The sequence below is a fragment of the Streptosporangium sp. G11 genome, from assembly GCF_051192615.1.
In the GTDB taxonomy this organism is placed as follows: Bacteria; Actinomycetota; Actinomycetes; order Streptosporangiales; family Streptosporangiaceae; genus Streptosporangium.
Genome location: NZ_JBPJUQ010000009.1, coordinates 84,713 through 101,461, shown reverse-complemented (window position 1 = coordinate 101,461; position 16,749 = coordinate 84,713). Strand labels below are relative to the sequence as shown.

The window sequence follows — 16,749 nt, the reverse complement described above, 5'->3', positions numbered from 1 at the left end:
GCAGAGGAGGCGGCAACCGGCCACTGGAGTGATCCGCGGCCAAAACCGGCGGTCCGGTCGCCGGTTTTTGAATGGGCCGTCACTTGGCGTAAGCGATGTCGTAGCGTTTGGAGGACAACACACCGCCTCGGGGAAGTGATGTCCGGGAGGGGCGAGCGATGCCACCCAAACCCCGCAGCCTCAAGCAGCAGATGGACGCTCTCACGACCCAGATGCGCGAGCACGGGGCGACGTGGAGTCAGATCGCTGCGGACTATCAGCTTCGATTCAAGTTCAATCCGCTGCGCGGCTTCCGAGAGGCACACCGATATACGCAGTCCAAGGTGGTCCAACTATGGAACCTGCGCTGGCCCGACGACGTGCTCAGCGAACGCCGACTTGGGGCGTGGGAGGCCTGGCCTTCGGTGACCGGCAACGAACCTCCCATCTCCGGCCTGGAACGCCTGGCCCGCATCTACCGGTGCCGGGCCGGGGATCTGGTCCATGGGGAGGACCACAGCCGTGACGATGACCACACCGGCAGGCACCCGGCGGCCAAGGGCGGGCCTGCTCCCCAGTCCGTACTCACGGTCACCGGCATCGCCTCGTTTCTGGGCGCGTTACCGACACGGTCGCCTGGCCACGAGGTCGATCGGGTCCTCGCGCTCGCGGATCTACGGGAGCAGGAGTTCGGCTATCTGGTCGCTGCTCTCACTCAATGGGCGGACGGGATGAAACGCCGTGACGTACTGGCCGTGATCGCCTCCGCGGCCGCCGCGGCGCATGCCTCCCCCCTTCTCGCCCACTTGGACCGTGACGCCCTCGAACGCCTGACACTGGTCTCCCAGACGCCCTCGCGGGTCGACGGCGAGGCGGTCGGGCATGTGGAGACGATCCTTCATCACGCCATAAGGCAGGAGGACATCCTGGGCCCCCAAGCCGTGCTGGAGACCGCTCTGGCGCAGCACGGGCTGGTTCGCCGGCTCCTGACCGGCGCCGCCGATGAGGACCTGCGCCGGCGATTGATGTCGCTGCTGGCTGACACATCCCGCTTCATCGGGTGGCTGCTGTTCAACTCCGGTGACTTCGCCGGAGCCGAGCACTATTACAACCAGGCCCGGCGTGCCGCTCATGAAGCCGATGACGACCTCATGTCCAGTTATGTGCTCGCCCAATGGAGTCACCTGGCCACCTGGTCCGGCGATCCACGTCTTGGAGTCGAGCACGCTCTCGGGGCACTTGCCTGGGCGCGGCGAGGCGGCAGTCCCATGCTGATCGCCTATGCCAACGACGTCGGCGCCCGCGCCTACGCGGGAATCCTGCGCCGCGAGAACGGAAGGAATCGAGCCAAGGACCACGCGCGGTGCCGTGCCGCGTTGTCAGCCGCCCGCTCAGGGCTGGACGACTCCACGGAAGACGACCCTGGGCGGAGCCTGACGTACTTCTTCGGTCCGGCCATGCTCACGCTGACCCGCGCCCTGTGCCACCTCGACATGCGTGAACCCGACAATGCGATCGCCTGCGCGCGGGAGGCGATGACCTCGATAGGGACGGCTTTTTCCCGCAACCTGGCGTTCGGTCACCTGTATCTCAGTCGCGCGTTCGCCCAGAAACGTGAAATCGGCCAGGCCTGTACGGAACTGGCCCGGACCGCCGAGCTCGCCAGCCGTAACCGGTCCCCGCGACTGGTCGCGGCCACCGCCGATGCCCGCCAAGCCCTTTCACCCTGGAACCGCACCGATCCCGTGGTGCGCCTGGACGAGCGGCTGCGTTCCTATGGTCTGCCCGCAGGCAGGTCTTCCAGCACGTAGATGTCGTAGACGTCGTTGATGGACGACGCCGGGGCATCCACGCTCCCGACCTGCCGCCAGCCCCACGATCGGTAGAGTCGCTGGTTGCCCTCCAGCCGCGGTTCCACGGCCAGCACCGCCCGCTGCGCCCCACACCCGGCCAGCACCGCCTCGGTCAGCTGTTTGGCGATGCCGCGCCCGCGGTGGCTCGGCAGTACGCCCAGATCCACCAGGTGCCAGGTGCGGGAACCGGACTCGTCGGTGAACCCGGCCGGGAGTGGATCACGCATGCCGTTCCACCAACGGCCACCCTCCAGCAGAAACGCCCCGTAGGCGAAGCCGATCAGCAGCCCGTCCTGCCGGGCGACCGACAACCGGAATCCTCGTCGTTTGAGGAGTTCGGAGTAGGAGGCACGCTGGTGTTCGAACTCGGCGGGCCCTTCGTCGTTGGGCGGGGCGCCGAACGACTCCCGGTAAGCCGTACCGACCTCCTCCGTGATCGTCTCGGCCTCCTCCGGGCTCAGGGCCTTCACGATCACACGACCGCTCGCTGTCTCGCCCACGGCACCCGCCTCCCTCACCCGCTCCCGCCTCGAAACTATCCGCGCGGCCTCGCCCGAAACAGCGGGGAAGTTCAACTGGTGGCCGGTCGGCATGCCTCGAAGCCAAGGGGCGGAGCCTGGGGAGCCGGTCGGCGGCCGGGGAGTGTGAGGGGCCGGAAGGCCCCTCGCCCGGGGGGTGGGGCGGAGCCCCACGGGACACGGTGCGGAGCGCCGAGGGCCGGGAGGTCAGATGCGGCGCAGGCGGACGCGCTGGATGGAGTGGTTGGAACCCTTGTGCAGCACCAGGTCCGCCCGGCCCCTGGTAGGGGCGATGTTCTCGACGAGGTTGCGCTCGTTGATGTCGCGCCAGACGTTCTTCGCGAAGTCGGTCGCCTCCTCCTCCGACAGGTCGGCCAGATACCTGAAGTAGGACTTCGGGTCCTCGAAGGCCGTGCGCCGGAGCTTGTGGAAGCGGTCCACGTACCAGTCGCGGATGTGTTCGACCTTGGCGTCCACGTAGATGGAGAAGTCGAAGTAGTCGTTGATCGCGAGGGCGGCGGGCGGGGCGGGCTGGAGCACGTTGAGGCCCTCGACGATGAGGATGTCGGGGCGGCGTACGGTCTGGGTCGCGCCGGGCACGATGTCGTACTCCAGGTGGCTGTAGACCGGGGCCGTCACCTCCGGCAGCCCCGCCTTGACGTCGGCGACGAACCTGACCAGGGCCCGCCGGTCGTAGCTCTCGGGGAAGCCCTTCCTGTGCATGATGTCCCTGGCGGTGAGGGTCTCGTTGGGAAACAGGAAGCTGTCGGTGGTGATCAGGTCCACCCGGGGATGCTCGGGCCAGCGGGCCAGCAGGGTGTGCAGCAGCCTGGCCGTGGTCGACTTGCCGACCGCGACGCTTCCCGCGATGCCCAGGACGTACGGGGCCGCCCGCCGCCCGCCGCCGAGGAAGGTGTTGAGCGCCGCGCTGCGCTGCCTGGCCCCGGTGAAGTGGAGGTTGAGCAGCCGGGTGAGCGGCAGGTAGATGTCGGTGACCTCGGCCAGGTCGATCGGGTCGTCGACGCCGCGCAACTCCTCCAGTTCGTCCACGGTGAGCGTGAGGGGCGTGTTCTTGCGAAGTTCGCTCCACTGAGCCCGGCTGAGCTGCACGTACGGTGTCGCGGTGTCCAAACCGTTGGCCATGTTCAGGAAGCCTACTGATCCCTCCGGCGCGCGCTCCTGGCGGGTACCGGCGGGATTCTTGGGCTGTCCAGGGGGTTCTCCATAGGCGCGGCAGCCGATCTCTCAGGGAGGGGGTATGACAATGTGCGGAATAGTGGGATATACGGGACAGCGGCAGGCGATCGAGGTCGCGGTCGAGGGGCTGGGCCGGCTGGAGTACCGGGGGTACGACTCGGCGGGGATCGCCCTGGTCGGGGCCGACGGCCTGGTCGTGGAGAAGCGGGCGGGGAAGCTGGCCAACCTGCGTTCGGCGCTGATCTCGCGGCCCACCCCGCCGGCCACGGCGACGACGGGGATCGGGCACACCCGGTGGGCCACCCACGGAGCCCCCACCGACCGCAACGCCCACCCGCACACCGACTGCGACGGGCGGATCGCGGTCATCCACAACGGGATCATCGAGAACTTCGCCGCGCTCAGGAGCGAGCTGGAGGACGCGGGGCACAGGATCGTCTCCGAGACCGACACGGAGGTGGTGGCGCACCTGCTGGAGGAGTTCGCCGCCGGGGGGCTCATGGAGGCGATGCGCCGGGTCTGCCTGCGGCTGGAGGGGGCGTTCACCCTGCTCGCGGTCTCGGCCGACGAGCCCGACGTGGTGGTGGGGGCACGGCGCAACTCGCCGCTGGTGGTCGGCAGGGGGGACGGGGAGAACTTCCTCGGCTCGGACGTGGCGGCGTTCATCGCGTACACGCGCGAGGCGGTGGAGCTCGGCCAGGACCAGGTGGTCGAGCTGCGTCCCTCGAAGATCACGGTCGTCGACTTCCAGGGTCTCCCGGCCGAGACGCGTGACTACCACGTCGACTGGGACGCCTCCGCCGCGGAGAAGGACGGCTACGACCACTTCATGCTCAAGGAGATCGCCGAGCAGCCCCGGGCCGTCGCCGACACGCTTCTCGGCAGGATCGGCCGGGACGGCCGGCTGGTGCTGGACGAGATGCGGCTGTCCGACCAGGAGCTGCGCGACGTCAACAAGATCATTCTGGTCGCCTGCGGCACCTCGTACCACGCCGGGCTCATCGCGAAGTACGCCATCGAGCACTGGGCCCAGCTGCCCTGCGAGGTCGAGGTGGCCAGCGAGTTCCGCTACCGCGACCCGATCCTCACCCGCGACACGCTGGTGATCGTGATCAGCCAGTCGGGCGAGACCATGGACACCCTCATGGCGGTACGGCACGCGCGAGGGCAGCGGTCCCGGGTGCTGGCGGTGTGCAACGTCAACGGTTCCACGATCTCCCGCGAGTCCGACGCCGTCCTCTACACGCACGCGGGCCCGGAGGTGGCGGTGGCCTCCACGAAGGCGTTCCTCACCCAGCTGGTGGCGTGCTATCTGGTGGCGCTCTATCTCGCCCAGGTCAGGGGGACGAAGTTCGGCGACGAGATCACCCAGATCGTCGACCGGCTGGCGCAGATGCCGTCCAAGGTGAGCGAGGTCCTCGCGACCGTCGAGCCGGTCCGCGCGCTGGCCAGGTCGCTGGCCGACGAGCGGTGCGTGCTCTTCCTGGGACGGCACGTGGGTTTTCCCGTGGCGCTCGAGGGGGCCCTGAAGCTCAAGGAACTGGCGTACATGCACGCCGAGGGCTTCGCGGCGGGGGAGCTGAAGCACGGCCCGATCGCGCTGATCGACAGGGGGCTCCCGGTCGTGGTCGTCGTCCCGTCGCCGTCCGGCCAGCGGGTGATCCATGACAAGATCGTGTCCAACATCCAGGAGATCCGGGCCAGGGGCGCCAGGACCCTCGTCGTCGCCGAGGAGGGGGACGTCGCGGTCGGGCGGTACGCCGACACGCTGATCCACATCCCGGCCGTGCCGACCCTGCTCCAGCCGCTGGTCGCCACGGTGCCGCTCCAGGTCTTCGCCTGCGAGCTGGCCACGGCCAAGGGGCACGACGTCGACCAGCCCCGTAACCTCGCCAAGTCGGTCACGGTGGAGTGAGCCGTCCCGTGCGTTGTCCACACCCTGTGGACAAAGTCTATGGATTACCCACAGCCGGAAGTGGGTATAGGAGCCGTCCGCCTCCTTGTCAGATTAATTGTCGATATATGCCGTATAGCGGTTTACTGGGGCAGATTAACGTGGCGTGAATCCACCGGACCCAGGGAGCCGCAAGATGGATCGTCGTCGTTTTCTCGCCCGAGGCGGCGCTCTGGCCGCACTGGGAGTGGCCGGGCCGTTCGCCGGCGTCGCGCAGGCGGGGCTGAACGGGGAGATCCTCCCGGGAGCCGGGTACGGGCCGCTGAAGCCGGTCAAGGACGAGCGCGACGGCGTGGTGCGGCTCCACCTGCCCGACGGCTTCAACTACAGGTCCTTCAGCTCGGCCGGTGACAAGTACAGCGACGGATCCGCCGTCCCCTCCCGGCACGACGGCATGGCCGCGTTCCGCGGGCCCTCCGGCAGCGCGATCCTCGTGCGCAACCACGAGGTCAACGGCCCGGTCGGCGCGTTCGGCGACCCGGGCAAGGCCTACGACCCGGCGGCCGGCGGCGGCACCTCGACCCTGCGGGTCACCCGCTACGGCAAGGTGCTCAAGTCCGCCCCCAGCCTGACCGGCACCCAGATGAACTGCTCCGGCGGTCCCATGCCCTGGGGCGCCTGGGTGACCTGCGAGGAGACCGTCAACGGGCCGGACGTGGGCAACGACTTCACCGGCCAGGACAACGGCAAGCTGACGCAGAAGCACGGCTACATCTTCGAGGTCCCGCTCGACGGCAAGGCGAGAGGGCCGATCAGGAACGCCGGGCGGTTCGCCCACGAGTCGGCCGCGTTCGACGGGTTCACCGGCGCGATCTACCTCACCGAGGACAACTTCGGTTTCGCCTCCGGCTTCTACCGTTACCTGCCCCCGAAGAATCCGCTGACGGCCGGCCGCATCCTCGACGGCGGCAGGCTCCAGATGCTGGCCGTGCGGGGCGCCCCCGGCAAGGACCTCTCGCTCGGCCAGCCCAAGGGAGCCTCGTACGCGACGACCTGGGTGGACATCGACGACCCCGACCCCGCCTTCATCGGCACCCCCGCCAACGACGTCGCCGTCCAGGCCGTCGGCAACCAGGGCAGGGCCAAGGGCGCGGCGCTCTTCTCCCGGCTGGAGGGGGCGATCAACCACCACGGCACGATCTACTTCGTCTCCACCCAGGGCGGCGCGACCGCGTCCGGCGACACCCCGCCCAGCGGCTTCGGCAAGGGACGCGGCCAGGTGTGGGCGTACGAGACGTGGAGCGGGCGGCTCAAGCTCGTCTACGAGTCGCCGGGCGCGGTCACCCTCGACCTGCCCGACAACGTCACCGCCAGCCCCCGGGGCACCCTGGTCCTGTGCGAGGACGGCTCGGGCGACAACTACCTGCGCGGCCTCACCCGCCGAGGCGAGATCTTCGACTTCTCCCGCCTGGTCCCCGTCGACGGCGACTCCGGCGCCGAGTTCGCCGGATCGACCTTCGGCCCCGGCGGCCACACCCTCTACGTCAACGTCCAGTCGTCCAAGGGGACGAGCTTCGCCATCTGGGGGCCCTGGCAGCGCGGCGACTTCTGACCCCCGGGCCGTGGAAGGCACGGAAGACGGAGGAACCCGGCCACCAGGGGAATGTCCCTGGAAGGCCCGGCTACCAGGGGAGAGGGCCGTCCTCCGAGCTGAACGTGCCGGTCGGGCCGTCACCGTCGAGGATCGCCATCCGCACGGCCACCGCCGCGCCCTGGGCCGCCGTGCGGGCTCCGGTGTGACCGGTCAGGTCGGTGGCGCAGTGACCGGGGTCGACGCCGTTGACCAGGATTCCGGAACCGTCCAGCTCGTTGGCGTAGAGCACGGTGATCGCGTTGAGCGCGCTCTTGGCGGAGTTGTAGGCCAGCATCGCCCAGTCGGGGTTGATGCCGTCCCTGGCCGAGGTGAGGGCCAGCGAGCCCAGCCGGGTCGTCATGTTGACGATCCTGGCCTCGCCGGAGGCCCGCAGCAGCGGGAGCATCGCGTGGGTCACCGTGACGACCCCGAACACGCCGACCTCGTAGGTGGTCCGCATGTGCCCGGCCGTCACGTCCACCGGGGCCACGCCGTAGTCGCCGCAGAGCGCGGCGTTGTTGACCAGGACGTCGAGCTTCCCGAACTCCTCGCCGATGACCTTGGCGGCGTTCAGGGCGGCCACCTCGTCGGTGACGTCGAGCGGCAGCGGACGGGTGCCCTCGGGAGCGTGGCTCTCGTCGCGAACCCCGGCGAACACGGTCATCCCGCGCTCGGCGAGCTGCCGGGCGATCTCCCGGCCGATGCCCCGTCCCGCTCCGGTGACCAGTGCGATCTTCATAGGCTGTTTCCCCTCTGGTGAAGTCTCCATTGAGGTCGCACAATCTGGGCAGGGCCCCTTGGAAGTGACCTGCGGGCCACTGGTGAAGCCCGGGGGCGCGGCGCCCCTGCTCCACCGGTGTCAAGGCACCGGTCCTCTCTTCTAGCCTGGGAGAGTGATCGTTGGTATCGGCGTCGACGTCGTGGACGTGGCCAGGTTCGAGGCGACGCTGGCGCGGACGCCCGCGCTGCGGGGGCGCCTGTTCACCGAGGGGGAGAGCACGCTGGCCACCGCCTCCTTGGCCGCCAGGTTCGCGGCCAAGGAGGCCGTCGCCAAGGCCCTGGGCGCCCCTCCCGGGTTGCGGCACCTGGACGCCGAGGTGCTCAGCGGGGAGCACGGGCGGCCCGAGCTGCGGGTGACCGGCCGGGTGGCGGACGTCGCCGAGGCTCTGGGCGTGGCCCGGTGGCACGTGTCCCTGACCCACGACGGCGGCGTCGCCATCGCCTACGTGATCGCCGAGGGATAGATTCGGTGGAATGCGGACCGCGTACACATCCGACCAGATCAGGGCGGCCGAGGCCGCGCTGATGGCGACGCTGCCCGAGGGCGCCCTGATGGAGAGGGCGGCCACCGGGCTCGCGGTGACCTGCGCCAGGATGCTCGGCGGCGTGTACGGCTCCCGGGTCGTGCTGCTCGTCGGCAGCGGCGACAACGGCGGCGACGCCCTCTACGCAGGGGCCCGTCTGGCGGCCAGGGGAGCCAGGGTCGACGCGCTCCTCGCGGGGACGCGCGTCCACGCGGCGGGCCTGGAGGCCCTGCGCCGCGCGGGCGGCCGGGTGACCGTCGTACGCGGCGACTCCGGCCCCGCGACCGGCCCGGGTGGCGGCTCCGGCCCCGCGACCGGCGGCCCGGGGGGCGGTTCCGGTTCCGCGACCGGCCCGCGCGGAGACTCCGGCCCCGTCCCCGCGACGGCTCCGGAGGGATCGCGGGAGAAGGCGGAGGCGACGGGGGCCCGCGTTCGCGGCCTGCTCGACGCGGCGGGCCTGATCGTGGACGGGATGGTCGGGATCGGCGGGACCGGCGCGCTCAGGGAGCCGTACGCGACCCTCGCCAGGCTCGCGAACGACGCGCCCGGCGAGGTCGTCGCGGTGGACGTGCCGAGCGGCGTGGACGCGAGCAGCGGCCGGGTGGAGGGCCCGGCGGTCCTCGCGGACGCCACCGTCACCTTCGGGGCGTGGAAGGTCGGGCTGCTCGTCGATCCCGGCTCCGGGCACGCGGGCCGGACGGAACTCGTGGACATCGGCCTCGGCCCCCACCTGTCCGACCCCGACGCGGCCGCGCTGACGGACGCCGACGTGGCCGCGCTGCTGCCCAGGCCCGACGCCTCGTCCGACAAGTACCGCCGGGGCGTCGTCGGGATCGCGGCCGGCAGCGAGCGCTACACCGGCGCGGCGGTGCTGGCCGTGGGCGGGGCCCTGCGGGCCGGGGTGGGCATGGTCCGCTACGCGGGGGCCGCCGAACCGGTGGCCCAGGTGCGGGCCCGCTGGCCGGAGGCCGTGATCACCACGCTCGCCCCCGGCGAGGGGGTCGAGAAGGTGGGCCGCGTACAGGCGTGGGTGCTCGGCCCCGGCCTCGGCACCGGCGACGAGGCGCGCGCCATCGCCCGCTCGGTGCTGTCCAGCGAGGTCCCCGTGCTCGTCGACGCGGACGCGCTGACCCTGGCGGCCCAGGACGGGTCACTGCTCCGCCGTGGCGCGCCGGTCCTGATCACCCCGCACGCGGGCGAGCTCTCCCGCCTGATCGGCGTGCCGAGGGAGCGGATCGAGGCGCGACGCCTGGAGAACGCGCGGCGGGCGGCGGCCGAGCTGGGCGTGACCGTGCTGCTCAAGGGCTCGACCACGCTGGTCGTCGAGGACGAGCGGCCGGTCAGGATCAACACCACCGGCAGCCCCTGGCTCGCGACCGGCGGCACCGGCGACGTGCTGGCCGGCCTGGCGGGCGCGCTGCTGGCCGCCGGTCTGAGCGGGTACGACGCGGCCTCCTGCGCCGCCTATCTGCACGGGATCGCCGCCCAGGAGGGCCCTCTCACCGCCTGGGACGTCGCCGAGGCCCTGCCGGAGGCGGTGCGTTTCCTGGTCGACGGACCCCGGCATGGCGGCTCACCTGCCAAACTGGGGGAATGAGTTTCCCGATGACTCCCGCCGAGGCACGGGTGGACCTCTCGGCGATCCGTGAGAACCTGGCGCTGATCGCGAGCCATGCTCCCGGTGCCGAGATGATGGTCGCGGTCAAGGCCGACGCCTACGGGCACGGGCTGGTTCCCGTCGCGCGCGCCTGCCTGGAGGCCGGGGCGACACGGCTGGGCACCGCCTACGTCCGCGAGGCCCTGGAGCTGCGGGCCGCCGGGATCACCGCGCCGATCCTGGCGTGGATCATCCCGCCGGGCGAGCCGCTGGAGCGGGCCGTGGGGCACGACATCGAGCTGTCGGCGGGCTCCGTCGCCGGGATCGACGCGATCGCCGACGCCGCCGCCAGGTCCGGCGGGACGGCCAGGGTGCACCTGAAGGCCGACACCGGCATGTCACGCGGCGGCGCGATGGCGGCCGACTGGTCCGCCCTGGTCGAGCGGGCGCTGTGGCGCCGGGCCGAGGGCACGATCGAGATCGTCGGGCTCTGGTCCCACTTCGCCTGCGCCGACATCCCGGGAGACCCGTCCATCGCGATCCAGCTGGCCGCCTTCGACGAGGCGCTGCTCATCGCGGAGAAGGCGGGCGCGGGGGGCTCCCACGTCATCAGGCACATCGCCAACTCGGCGGCCATCCTGACGCTGCCGCGAGCGCGTTACGACATGGTCCGGCCGGGCATCGCGACCTTCGGGCTGAGCCCCGTGCCCTCGCTCGGAGGCTTCGGGCTGCGCCCGGCGATGACCCTCGTCGCGCGGATCGCGCTGGCCAAGCGGGTGCCGGCCGGATCGGGCGTGTCCTACGGGCACCTCTACATCACGGATCGGGAAACGACGCTTGGCCTCGTCCCCCTCGGGTATGCGGACGGGATCCTGCGGCACGCCACCAACCTGGTGGAGGTTCTGGCCGGTGGCTGCAGGCGGCGGATCGCGGGCCGGGTCTGCATGGACCAGTTCATGATCGACGTAGGGGACGACCCGCTGTCGGAGGGTGACGAGGTGATCCTGTTCGGTGACGGATCGCGGGGCGAGCCCACCGCTCAGGAGTGGGCGGATTCCCTCGGCACGATCACGCATGAGATCGTGACCAGGATCGGTTCGCGGGTCCCGCGCGTTTACCGGTGAAAGGCAGCTCAGGGGGGCGCATGAGTAGTACCAGACGGCGCAGGGTCGGTATCGCGGGCGCGATCGTCGGTGTCGCGTCGGCGGGAGTGGCCGCCGGGGCCCTTGCCAAGCGGTACGCCGTCGGACGCATCAGGCTCCGTCCCGACCTGGAGGCGAGCGAGCCGCTCGGAGAGCTGCGCGGCCGTCACGCCACGGTCACCACCTCCGACGGCGTTCCCTTGTACGCCGAGGTCGACGGCGACGAGGACGCCCCGCTGACCGTGGTGTTCTGCCACGGCTACACGCTCAACCTCGACTCCTGGCACTACCAGCGGCGCGACCTGGGCGACACGCACCGCCTGGTCCTGTGGGACCAGCGCTCCCACGGGCGCTCGCCGCGCATCCCGATGAAGGACTGCTCGATCGAACGGCTCGGCGACGACCTGGCAGAGGTCATCGAGGCGCTGGTGCCCGGCCCGTGCGTGCTCGTCGGTCACTCCATGGGCGGTATGACGATCATGGCGCTGGCCGACCGGCATCCTGAGCTGTTCGGCGACAAGATCAAGGGTGTCGCGCTGATCTCCACCTCCACCGGAAAGCTCGGCGAGATCTCCCTGGGCCTGCCCGCGCTGCTGTCGAAGGCGGTGCACAAGGTCACGCCGGGCACGGTGTCGATCCTGAGGCGCGGCGGCTCGCTGGTCGACAAGAGCCGCCAGGTGGGCAACGACGTGGCCTTCCTGGCCCTGCGCCACCTGGGCTTCGGCGATTCCAAGAACGTCAGCCCCACGGTCGTCGACTTCGCCGAGTCGATGATCCGCTCCACCCCCTTCGAGGTGATCGCCGAGTTCTACCCCGCGCTGATGTCGCACGACAAGCTGAACGCGCTGGGCGTGCTGGACGCGGTCCCGACCTCCATCATGGTCGGCGACAAGGACTGGCTGACGCCCGTCGAGCACAGCAGGGCGATGGCGGCGGCGCTGCCGAGCGCCCGGTTCACCGAGGTTCCGGAAAGTTCGCACCTGGTCCAGCTGGAGCGGCCTACCGTGGTCAACGACGCCCTGCACGACCTGCTCAAGCGGGTGGACGCGGGTGACGCCGCCGACGCCGGTGACGCGGACCGGTGAGCCGGGGGCACGCGCACGGCGTACGGTGAGCCCGGGGTCCGGCAGCGGGCCGGGGCCGGGCGGTCCGGAGCCCGCGAGGGCGCCGGAGAGCGCAGGGGATCTTGAAGGCGCGAGGGATCTTGAGCCCGGGACGCCGGGCCGGGAGACCTCGGGACGCCGAGAGGCATCGACAGGAGTGACGAAGCGGTGAGAAACGTGGCGACCGCCGAGGAGATGCGGGAGCTGGGCGAGGAGCTGGCGGCGCTGTTGCGCCCGGGGGACCTGGCGGTCCTGTCGGGCCCGCTCGGCGCGGGCAAGACGACCCTGGTGCAGGGGATCGCCGAAGGGCTGAAGGTGCGCGGTCCGATCACCTCGCCGACCTTCGTCATCGCCCGGGTGCACCCCTCGCTCTCTGGGGGCCCGGCGCTGGTCCACGTCGACGCCTACCGCCTCGGTGGCGATCTGGAGGTCGACGACCTGGACCTGGACGCCTCGCTGGAGGAGTCGGTGACGGTCGTGGAGTGGGGCGAGGGCCTGGTGGAGGGGCTCGCCGACGACCGGCTGGAGATCCTCATCGGCAGGGGCGCGTCCGGCGAGCCGGGCGAGGAGCGGACCGTGACCCTGCGGGGAATCGGGCCGCGTTGGCACGGTGTCATCTGATGTGCCTACGAAGACGGGGAAATCCTGGCACGCTGGCACTACGCCCCATTGGTCTAGATCGTCAGGCGTGATGATCGACTCTGGCGGGTTTGCCCATGTTTAATGGGGAACAGGTGGGAAATCGTGCCGGGCGAGGGTCGTCGGCCGGAGGGCGAAGTGGAGTTCGACGGTGCCAAGCGTCAAGCGTGTCGCGGTTCTGGGAGCCATCGTTCTTTTCGGACTGCTCGGGTGCTCGGCTGATGCCGACTCGGGCAACCCGACGGGCACTCCCACTCCAACCCCACCCGATTCCGGCATCAGCCGGCAGGACATCGAGGTCCAGCTCCAGCCGGCCCGCGCCAAGGCCGGGCAGAAGGTGTGGATCCTGGCCAACTGCCCGATCCCGCAGGGCGGTCCCGAGCACCGCGGTACCGCGTCCTCCCGGATCTTCCGTACCCCGGTGACCCTCGACCCGATCCTCGCGACGCCCACCCCCGACCCCGCCTCGACCGCGACCCCGACGGCACGCCCGTGGGTCCGCGGCCAGGCCACCGTCGCCGAGGGAACCGCCGCCGGGGTCCACGAGGTCAACGCCAGGTGCGAGGGGACCAACGACACCGGCAAGGCCAACCTCAGGATCGTGGCCGACACCGAGCCGAGCTCCACCCCCACCTCCAAGCCCACTTCCAGGCCGACCAGGACGATCATCAGCACCGAGGCGCCGGGTACGGGCGGCGGCGGCACCGCCGCCGGAGGCCCCAACGACTCGGGCGCCCCGATCGGCACGACCGGTGTCCTGCTCGCCCTCGCCCTGGCGGGCGGCATCGGCATCGCGGTCGTGCGTCGCCGCCGTTCGTAGTCATCGATGGCCGATTCCACCCGCTGGTCCAGGATCGTCCTGGCCGGAGTCATCACCGGTGCCGTCATGGTCGCGTTCGGCAACAGGGGCGGCGAGGTCAAGGAGAAGGCGCCCGCCCGCACCGCGATCGTGCCCAGCCGCATCGACATCCCGTCCCTGGGGATCAAGGCGCCCCTGATGAGGCTGGGCGTGACCGACGGCCGGGTCGATCTGCCGCCGTACGAGAAGCCGAACGTCGCGGGCTGGGTCAAGGACAGCGCGGTCCCCGGCGACGAGGGTTCCGCGGTGATCCTGGGGCACGTGGACACCAAGACCGCGCCCGCGGTCTTCTACAAGCTCAAGGACATGCGGGAGGGGCAGGTGATCAAGGTCGTGCGCAGCGACGGCAAGGTCGCCCAGTACCGGGTGGACACGATCGAGCAGATCAGCAAGAACCGGTTCCCCGCCGACAAGGTCTATCTTGAGGACGGCCTCCGGCTGATCACCTGTGGCGGCGCCTTCGACTGGGACAGCAACGAGTACCGCGACAACCTCATCGTCTACGCCACCCTGGTCAAGACCTGAGCCCCGCCCGTCCGGCGTGACCCCTGGCCGCGGGCCCACTCCGAGCCCCGCCCCGCCCCGGGGGGCGGCGTTCGCCCGGCGTCCGCCCGGGGTTCGTGCGGGGGGAGTGCCCCTGAGCCCTCGCGGGACGGGATAGGCTAACTGTTCGTGCTGGTCCTGGCCTTTGACACCGCCACCCCCGCCGTCACCGCAGCTCTGCACGACGGTGAGAGGGTCCTCGCCGAGGCGACGACGATCGACGCGCGTCGTCACGGCGAGCTGCTCGTGCCCACGATCGAGACGGTCCTGCGGGAGGCCGGGGTCTCGCTCCGCGATCTCACCGCCGTCGTCGCGGGCTCCGGACCCGGCCCCTACACCGGGCTCCGGGTCGGTCTGGTGACCGCACAGGCCCTCGCGACGTCGCTGGGCGTCCCGGCGTACGGCATGTGCACCCTCGACGCGCTCGCGTACGGAAGCGGGCTGGCCGAGCCGTTCCTGGTGGCCACCGACGCCCGGCGCAAGGAGGTGTTCTGGGGCCACTACCAGGACGCGCGCACCCGGCTGTCGGGCCCCGCGGTGGACCGGCCCCAGGATCTGCCCCGGGAGCTCCCGCTGGTCGGCGCGGGCGCCCGGATGTACGCCGAGGTCGTCGGCGCCTCCCGATTCCTGGACGCGCCGGAGTATCCCCACGCGGGCGCGATGGCGGCGCTCGCCGCCGCCGGGCTCGGCGAGCCGGGCGCCCACGAGCTCCTGGAGAGCGGCACCCACCCCGTGCTCGGCCCGCCCCGCCCGATCTACCTGCGCCGCCCCGACGCCAAGGTGCCCTCGGCGCCCAAGAAGGTCTCCGCATGACCACCGTGCTCCGCCAGATGACCGCCGACGACCTGCCCGCGGTCATGGAGGTCGAGCGGAAGACCTTTCCCGCCGACGCCTGGAGCGAGGGCATGCTCCGCGGCGAGCTCAACGACCAGCCGAGGACCAGGCACTACGTGGTGGCCCTGGTCGACGACGAGATCGTCGGCTACGCGGGCCTCGCCGCGGCGGGGGACCAGGCCGACGTGCAGACCATCGCCGTCCTGGCCGAGTGGCGCCGGAGCGGCGTCGGCGGCGCCATGCTGACCGAGCTGCTGGCCGAGGCCGCCCGCCGGGGCGCCGTGTCGGTCTTCCTGGAGGTGCGCGCCGACAACCCGGGCGCGCAGGCCGTCTACGACAGGTTCGGGTTCGAGCGGATCGGCCTGCGCCGCCGCTACTACGAGGACGGCACTGACGCGATCATGATGAGGAAGGATCTCCATGCGTGACGAACCGGTGGTCCTGGGCATCGAGACCTCCTGCGACGAGACGGGGATCGGCATCGTCCGGGGGCACACCATGCTGGCCAACGCCATCGCCTCCAGCGTCGAGCAGCACGCCCGCTTCGGCGGGGTGGTGCCCGAGGTCGCCTCCAGGGCTCACCTGGAGGCGATGACCCCGACCGTCGAGCTGGCCCTGGAGCGGGCGGGCCTGCGTCTCGCCGACATCGACGCGATCGCGGTCACCGCCGGGCCCGGCCTGTCCGGCGCGCTGCTGGTCGGCGTCGCCGCCGCCAAGGCGTACTCGCTGGGCCTGGGGGTGCCGCTGTACGGCGTCAACCACCTGGCCGCCCATGTCGCGGTGGACCAGCTGGAGCACGGGGCCCTGCCCAAGCCCTGCATCGCCATGCTGGTCTCCGGCGGGCACTCGTCGCTGCTGCTGGTGCCCGACGTCGCCAGGGACGTCATCTCGCTGGGGTCCACGGTGGACGACGCCGCGGGCGAGGCGTTCGACAAGGTGGCCAGGGTGCTGGGTCTGCCGTTCCCCGGCGGGCCGCACATCGACAGGGTGGCCCGTGACGGCTCGGGCGCGGCCATCGCGTTCCCGCGCGGCAAGTACGACGACGGGACGCTCGACTTCTCCTTCTCCGGCCTGAAGACCGCCGTGGCCCGGTGGGTGGAGGCCAGGGAGAAGGCGGGCGAGTCGATCCACGTTCCCGACGTGGCGGCGTCGTTCCAGGAGGCCGTCGTCGACGTGCTGACCCGCAAGGCGCTGCGCGCGTGCGCGAAGTACGACGTCCAGGACCTGCTGATCGGCGGTGGGGTGGCGGCCAACTCCCGGCTGCGGGCGATGGCCCAGGAGCGCTGCGACGCGGCCGGGGTCCGGTTGCGGGTCCCCAGCCCCGGGCTGTGCACGGACAACGGTGCCATGGTGGCCGCCCTGGGCTCTGACCTGGTGGCGGCCGGAGTCGCGCCGTCGCGGCTGGACATCCCCGCCGACTCCTCGATGCCCATCACCACCGTCCACGTCTGACGGGCTCGTCCCTCGCCCGCGGCCGTCCGCGCGTTCCCGGTGCCCACCGGCCGTCGCGCCTCCGTTGGGCGACGGCTGTGTGGGCTCTTCTCCGCGGTGTCCCGCCATGTCCTGGCGGTCTGGCGGTGACGCGGCACGTCCGGGCATGTCCTGGCATGCCGTCGCGACGGCCTGGCGGCGTCGGGACAGGGGGAGGTCGTGT

16 protein-coding genes are annotated in these 16,749 nt (G+C 71.3%); 13 read left to right on the top strand and 3 right to left on the bottom strand.

Annotated features, from left to right (window positions below; translation table 11 throughout):
• Positions 1 to 158 precede the first annotated feature (158 nt).
• Positions 159 to 1,790: a hypothetical protein gene (locus tag ACSDR0_RS12040; protein ID WP_435288865.1), complete on the top strand. Its 1,632-nt coding sequence runs from the start codon at positions 159 to 161 to the stop codon at positions 1,788 to 1,790.
• Here the strand turns inward: ACSDR0_RS12040 and ACSDR0_RS12035 are convergent.
• Together ACSDR0_RS12035 and coaA are read right to left on the bottom strand one after the other, a co-directional pair.
• Positions 1,754 to 2,332, bottom strand: a complete 579-nt coding sequence (locus tag ACSDR0_RS12035) for a GNAT family N-acetyltransferase (protein ID WP_435288864.1) — start codon at positions 2,330 to 2,332, stop codon at positions 1,754 to 1,756. The two genes, ACSDR0_RS12040 and ACSDR0_RS12035, sit on opposite strands and share 37 nt — an antisense overlap.
• A gap of 225 nt (positions 2,333 to 2,557) precedes the next feature.
• Positions 2,558 to 3,493 carry a type I pantothenate kinase gene (coaA, locus tag ACSDR0_RS12030; RefSeq protein ID WP_435288863.1) on the bottom strand — a complete coding sequence of 312 codons (936 nt, stop codon included), beginning with the start codon at positions 3,491 to 3,493 and terminating at the stop codon, positions 2,558 to 2,560.
• Between the two features lie 115 nt (positions 3,494 to 3,608).
• Between coaA and glmS the strand changes: the two genes are divergently transcribed.
• Both glmS and ACSDR0_RS12020 read left to right on the top strand, forming a co-directional pair.
• Positions 3,609 to 5,462 (top strand): glutamine--fructose-6-phosphate transaminase (isomerizing), encoded by a 1,854-nt coding sequence (glmS, locus tag ACSDR0_RS12025; RefSeq protein WP_435288862.1) that lies wholly within the window; start codon positions 3,609 to 3,611, stop codon positions 5,460 to 5,462.
• A 175-nt stretch (positions 5,463 to 5,637) separates the two neighbouring features.
• Positions 5,638 to 7,053, top strand: coding sequence for a PhoX family protein (locus tag ACSDR0_RS12020; protein WP_435288861.1), 1,416 nt, complete (start codon positions 5,638 to 5,640; stop codon positions 7,051 to 7,053).
• A gap of 70 nt (positions 7,054 to 7,123) precedes the next feature.
• Here the strand turns inward: ACSDR0_RS12020 and ACSDR0_RS12015 are convergent, their stop codons facing one another.
• Positions 7,124 to 7,813: an SDR family NAD(P)-dependent oxidoreductase gene (locus tag ACSDR0_RS12015; protein WP_435288860.1), complete on the bottom strand. Its 690-nt coding sequence runs from the start codon at positions 7,811 to 7,813 to the stop codon at positions 7,124 to 7,126.
• 154 nt (positions 7,814 to 7,967) lie between these two features.
• On the opposite strand from ACSDR0_RS12015, the gene ACSDR0_RS12010 reads away from it, so the two are divergent.
• The 10 genes from ACSDR0_RS12010 (at position 7,968) to tsaD (ending at position 16,547) form a co-directional block, all read left to right on the top strand.
• On the top strand, positions 7,968 to 8,318 hold the full coding sequence (locus ACSDR0_RS12010; RefSeq protein ID WP_435288859.1) for a holo-ACP synthase: 351 nt from the start codon (positions 7,968 to 7,970) through the stop codon (positions 8,316 to 8,318).
• A gap of 10 nt (positions 8,319 to 8,328) precedes the next feature.
• Positions 8,329 to 9,975 carry an NAD(P)H-hydrate dehydratase gene (locus ACSDR0_RS12005; protein ID WP_435288858.1) on the top strand — a complete coding sequence of 549 codons (1,647 nt, stop codon included), beginning with the start codon at positions 8,329 to 8,331 and terminating at the stop codon, positions 9,973 to 9,975.
• Entirely contained in the window at positions 9,972 to 11,099 is a 1,128-nt protein-coding gene (gene alr, locus ACSDR0_RS12000; RefSeq protein ID WP_435288857.1) for an alanine racemase, read from the top strand. The genes ACSDR0_RS12005 and alr overlap by 4 nt, the downstream gene beginning before the upstream one ends.
• Before the next feature lie 20 nt (positions 11,100 to 11,119).
• A complete protein-coding gene (locus ACSDR0_RS11995; protein ID WP_435288856.1) occupies positions 11,120 to 12,202 on the top strand; it encodes an alpha/beta fold hydrolase in 1,083 nt (360 codons plus the stop codon).
• A 186-nt stretch (positions 12,203 to 12,388) separates the two neighbouring features.
• Positions 12,389 to 12,841, top strand: coding sequence for a tRNA (adenosine(37)-N6)-threonylcarbamoyltransferase complex ATPase subunit type 1 TsaE (tsaE, locus tag ACSDR0_RS11990; RefSeq protein WP_435288855.1), 453 nt, complete (start codon positions 12,389 to 12,391; stop codon positions 12,839 to 12,841).
• A gap of 169 nt (positions 12,842 to 13,010) precedes the next feature.
• A complete protein-coding gene (locus ACSDR0_RS11985; RefSeq protein WP_435288854.1) occupies positions 13,011 to 13,679 on the top strand; it encodes a hypothetical protein in 669 nt (222 codons plus the stop codon).
• Between the two features lie 6 nt (positions 13,680 to 13,685).
• A complete protein-coding gene (locus tag ACSDR0_RS11980; RefSeq protein WP_435288853.1) occupies positions 13,686 to 14,243 on the top strand; it encodes a class F sortase in 558 nt (185 codons plus the stop codon).
• Positions 14,244 to 14,390: 147 nt separating this feature from the next.
• The gene (gene tsaB, locus ACSDR0_RS11975) at positions 14,391 to 15,074 is read left to right on the top strand and encodes a tRNA (adenosine(37)-N6)-threonylcarbamoyltransferase complex dimerization subunit type 1 TsaB (RefSeq protein WP_435288852.1); all 684 of its coding nucleotides are present in this window, start codon (positions 14,391 to 14,393) and stop codon (positions 15,072 to 15,074) included.
• Positions 15,071 to 15,523: a ribosomal protein S18-alanine N-acetyltransferase gene (gene rimI, locus ACSDR0_RS11970; RefSeq protein ID WP_435288851.1), complete on the top strand. Its 453-nt coding sequence runs from the start codon at positions 15,071 to 15,073 to the stop codon at positions 15,521 to 15,523. Before tsaB ends, rimI begins: the two co-directional genes overlap by 4 nt.
• Complete coding sequence (tsaD, locus tag ACSDR0_RS11965) at positions 15,516 to 16,547, top strand: tRNA (adenosine(37)-N6)-threonylcarbamoyltransferase complex transferase subunit TsaD (protein WP_435288850.1); 1,032 nt, start codon at positions 15,516 to 15,518, stop codon at positions 16,545 to 16,547. Before rimI ends, tsaD begins: the two co-directional genes overlap by 8 nt.
• The last annotated feature ends 202 nt before the right edge of the window (positions 16,548 to 16,749 follow it).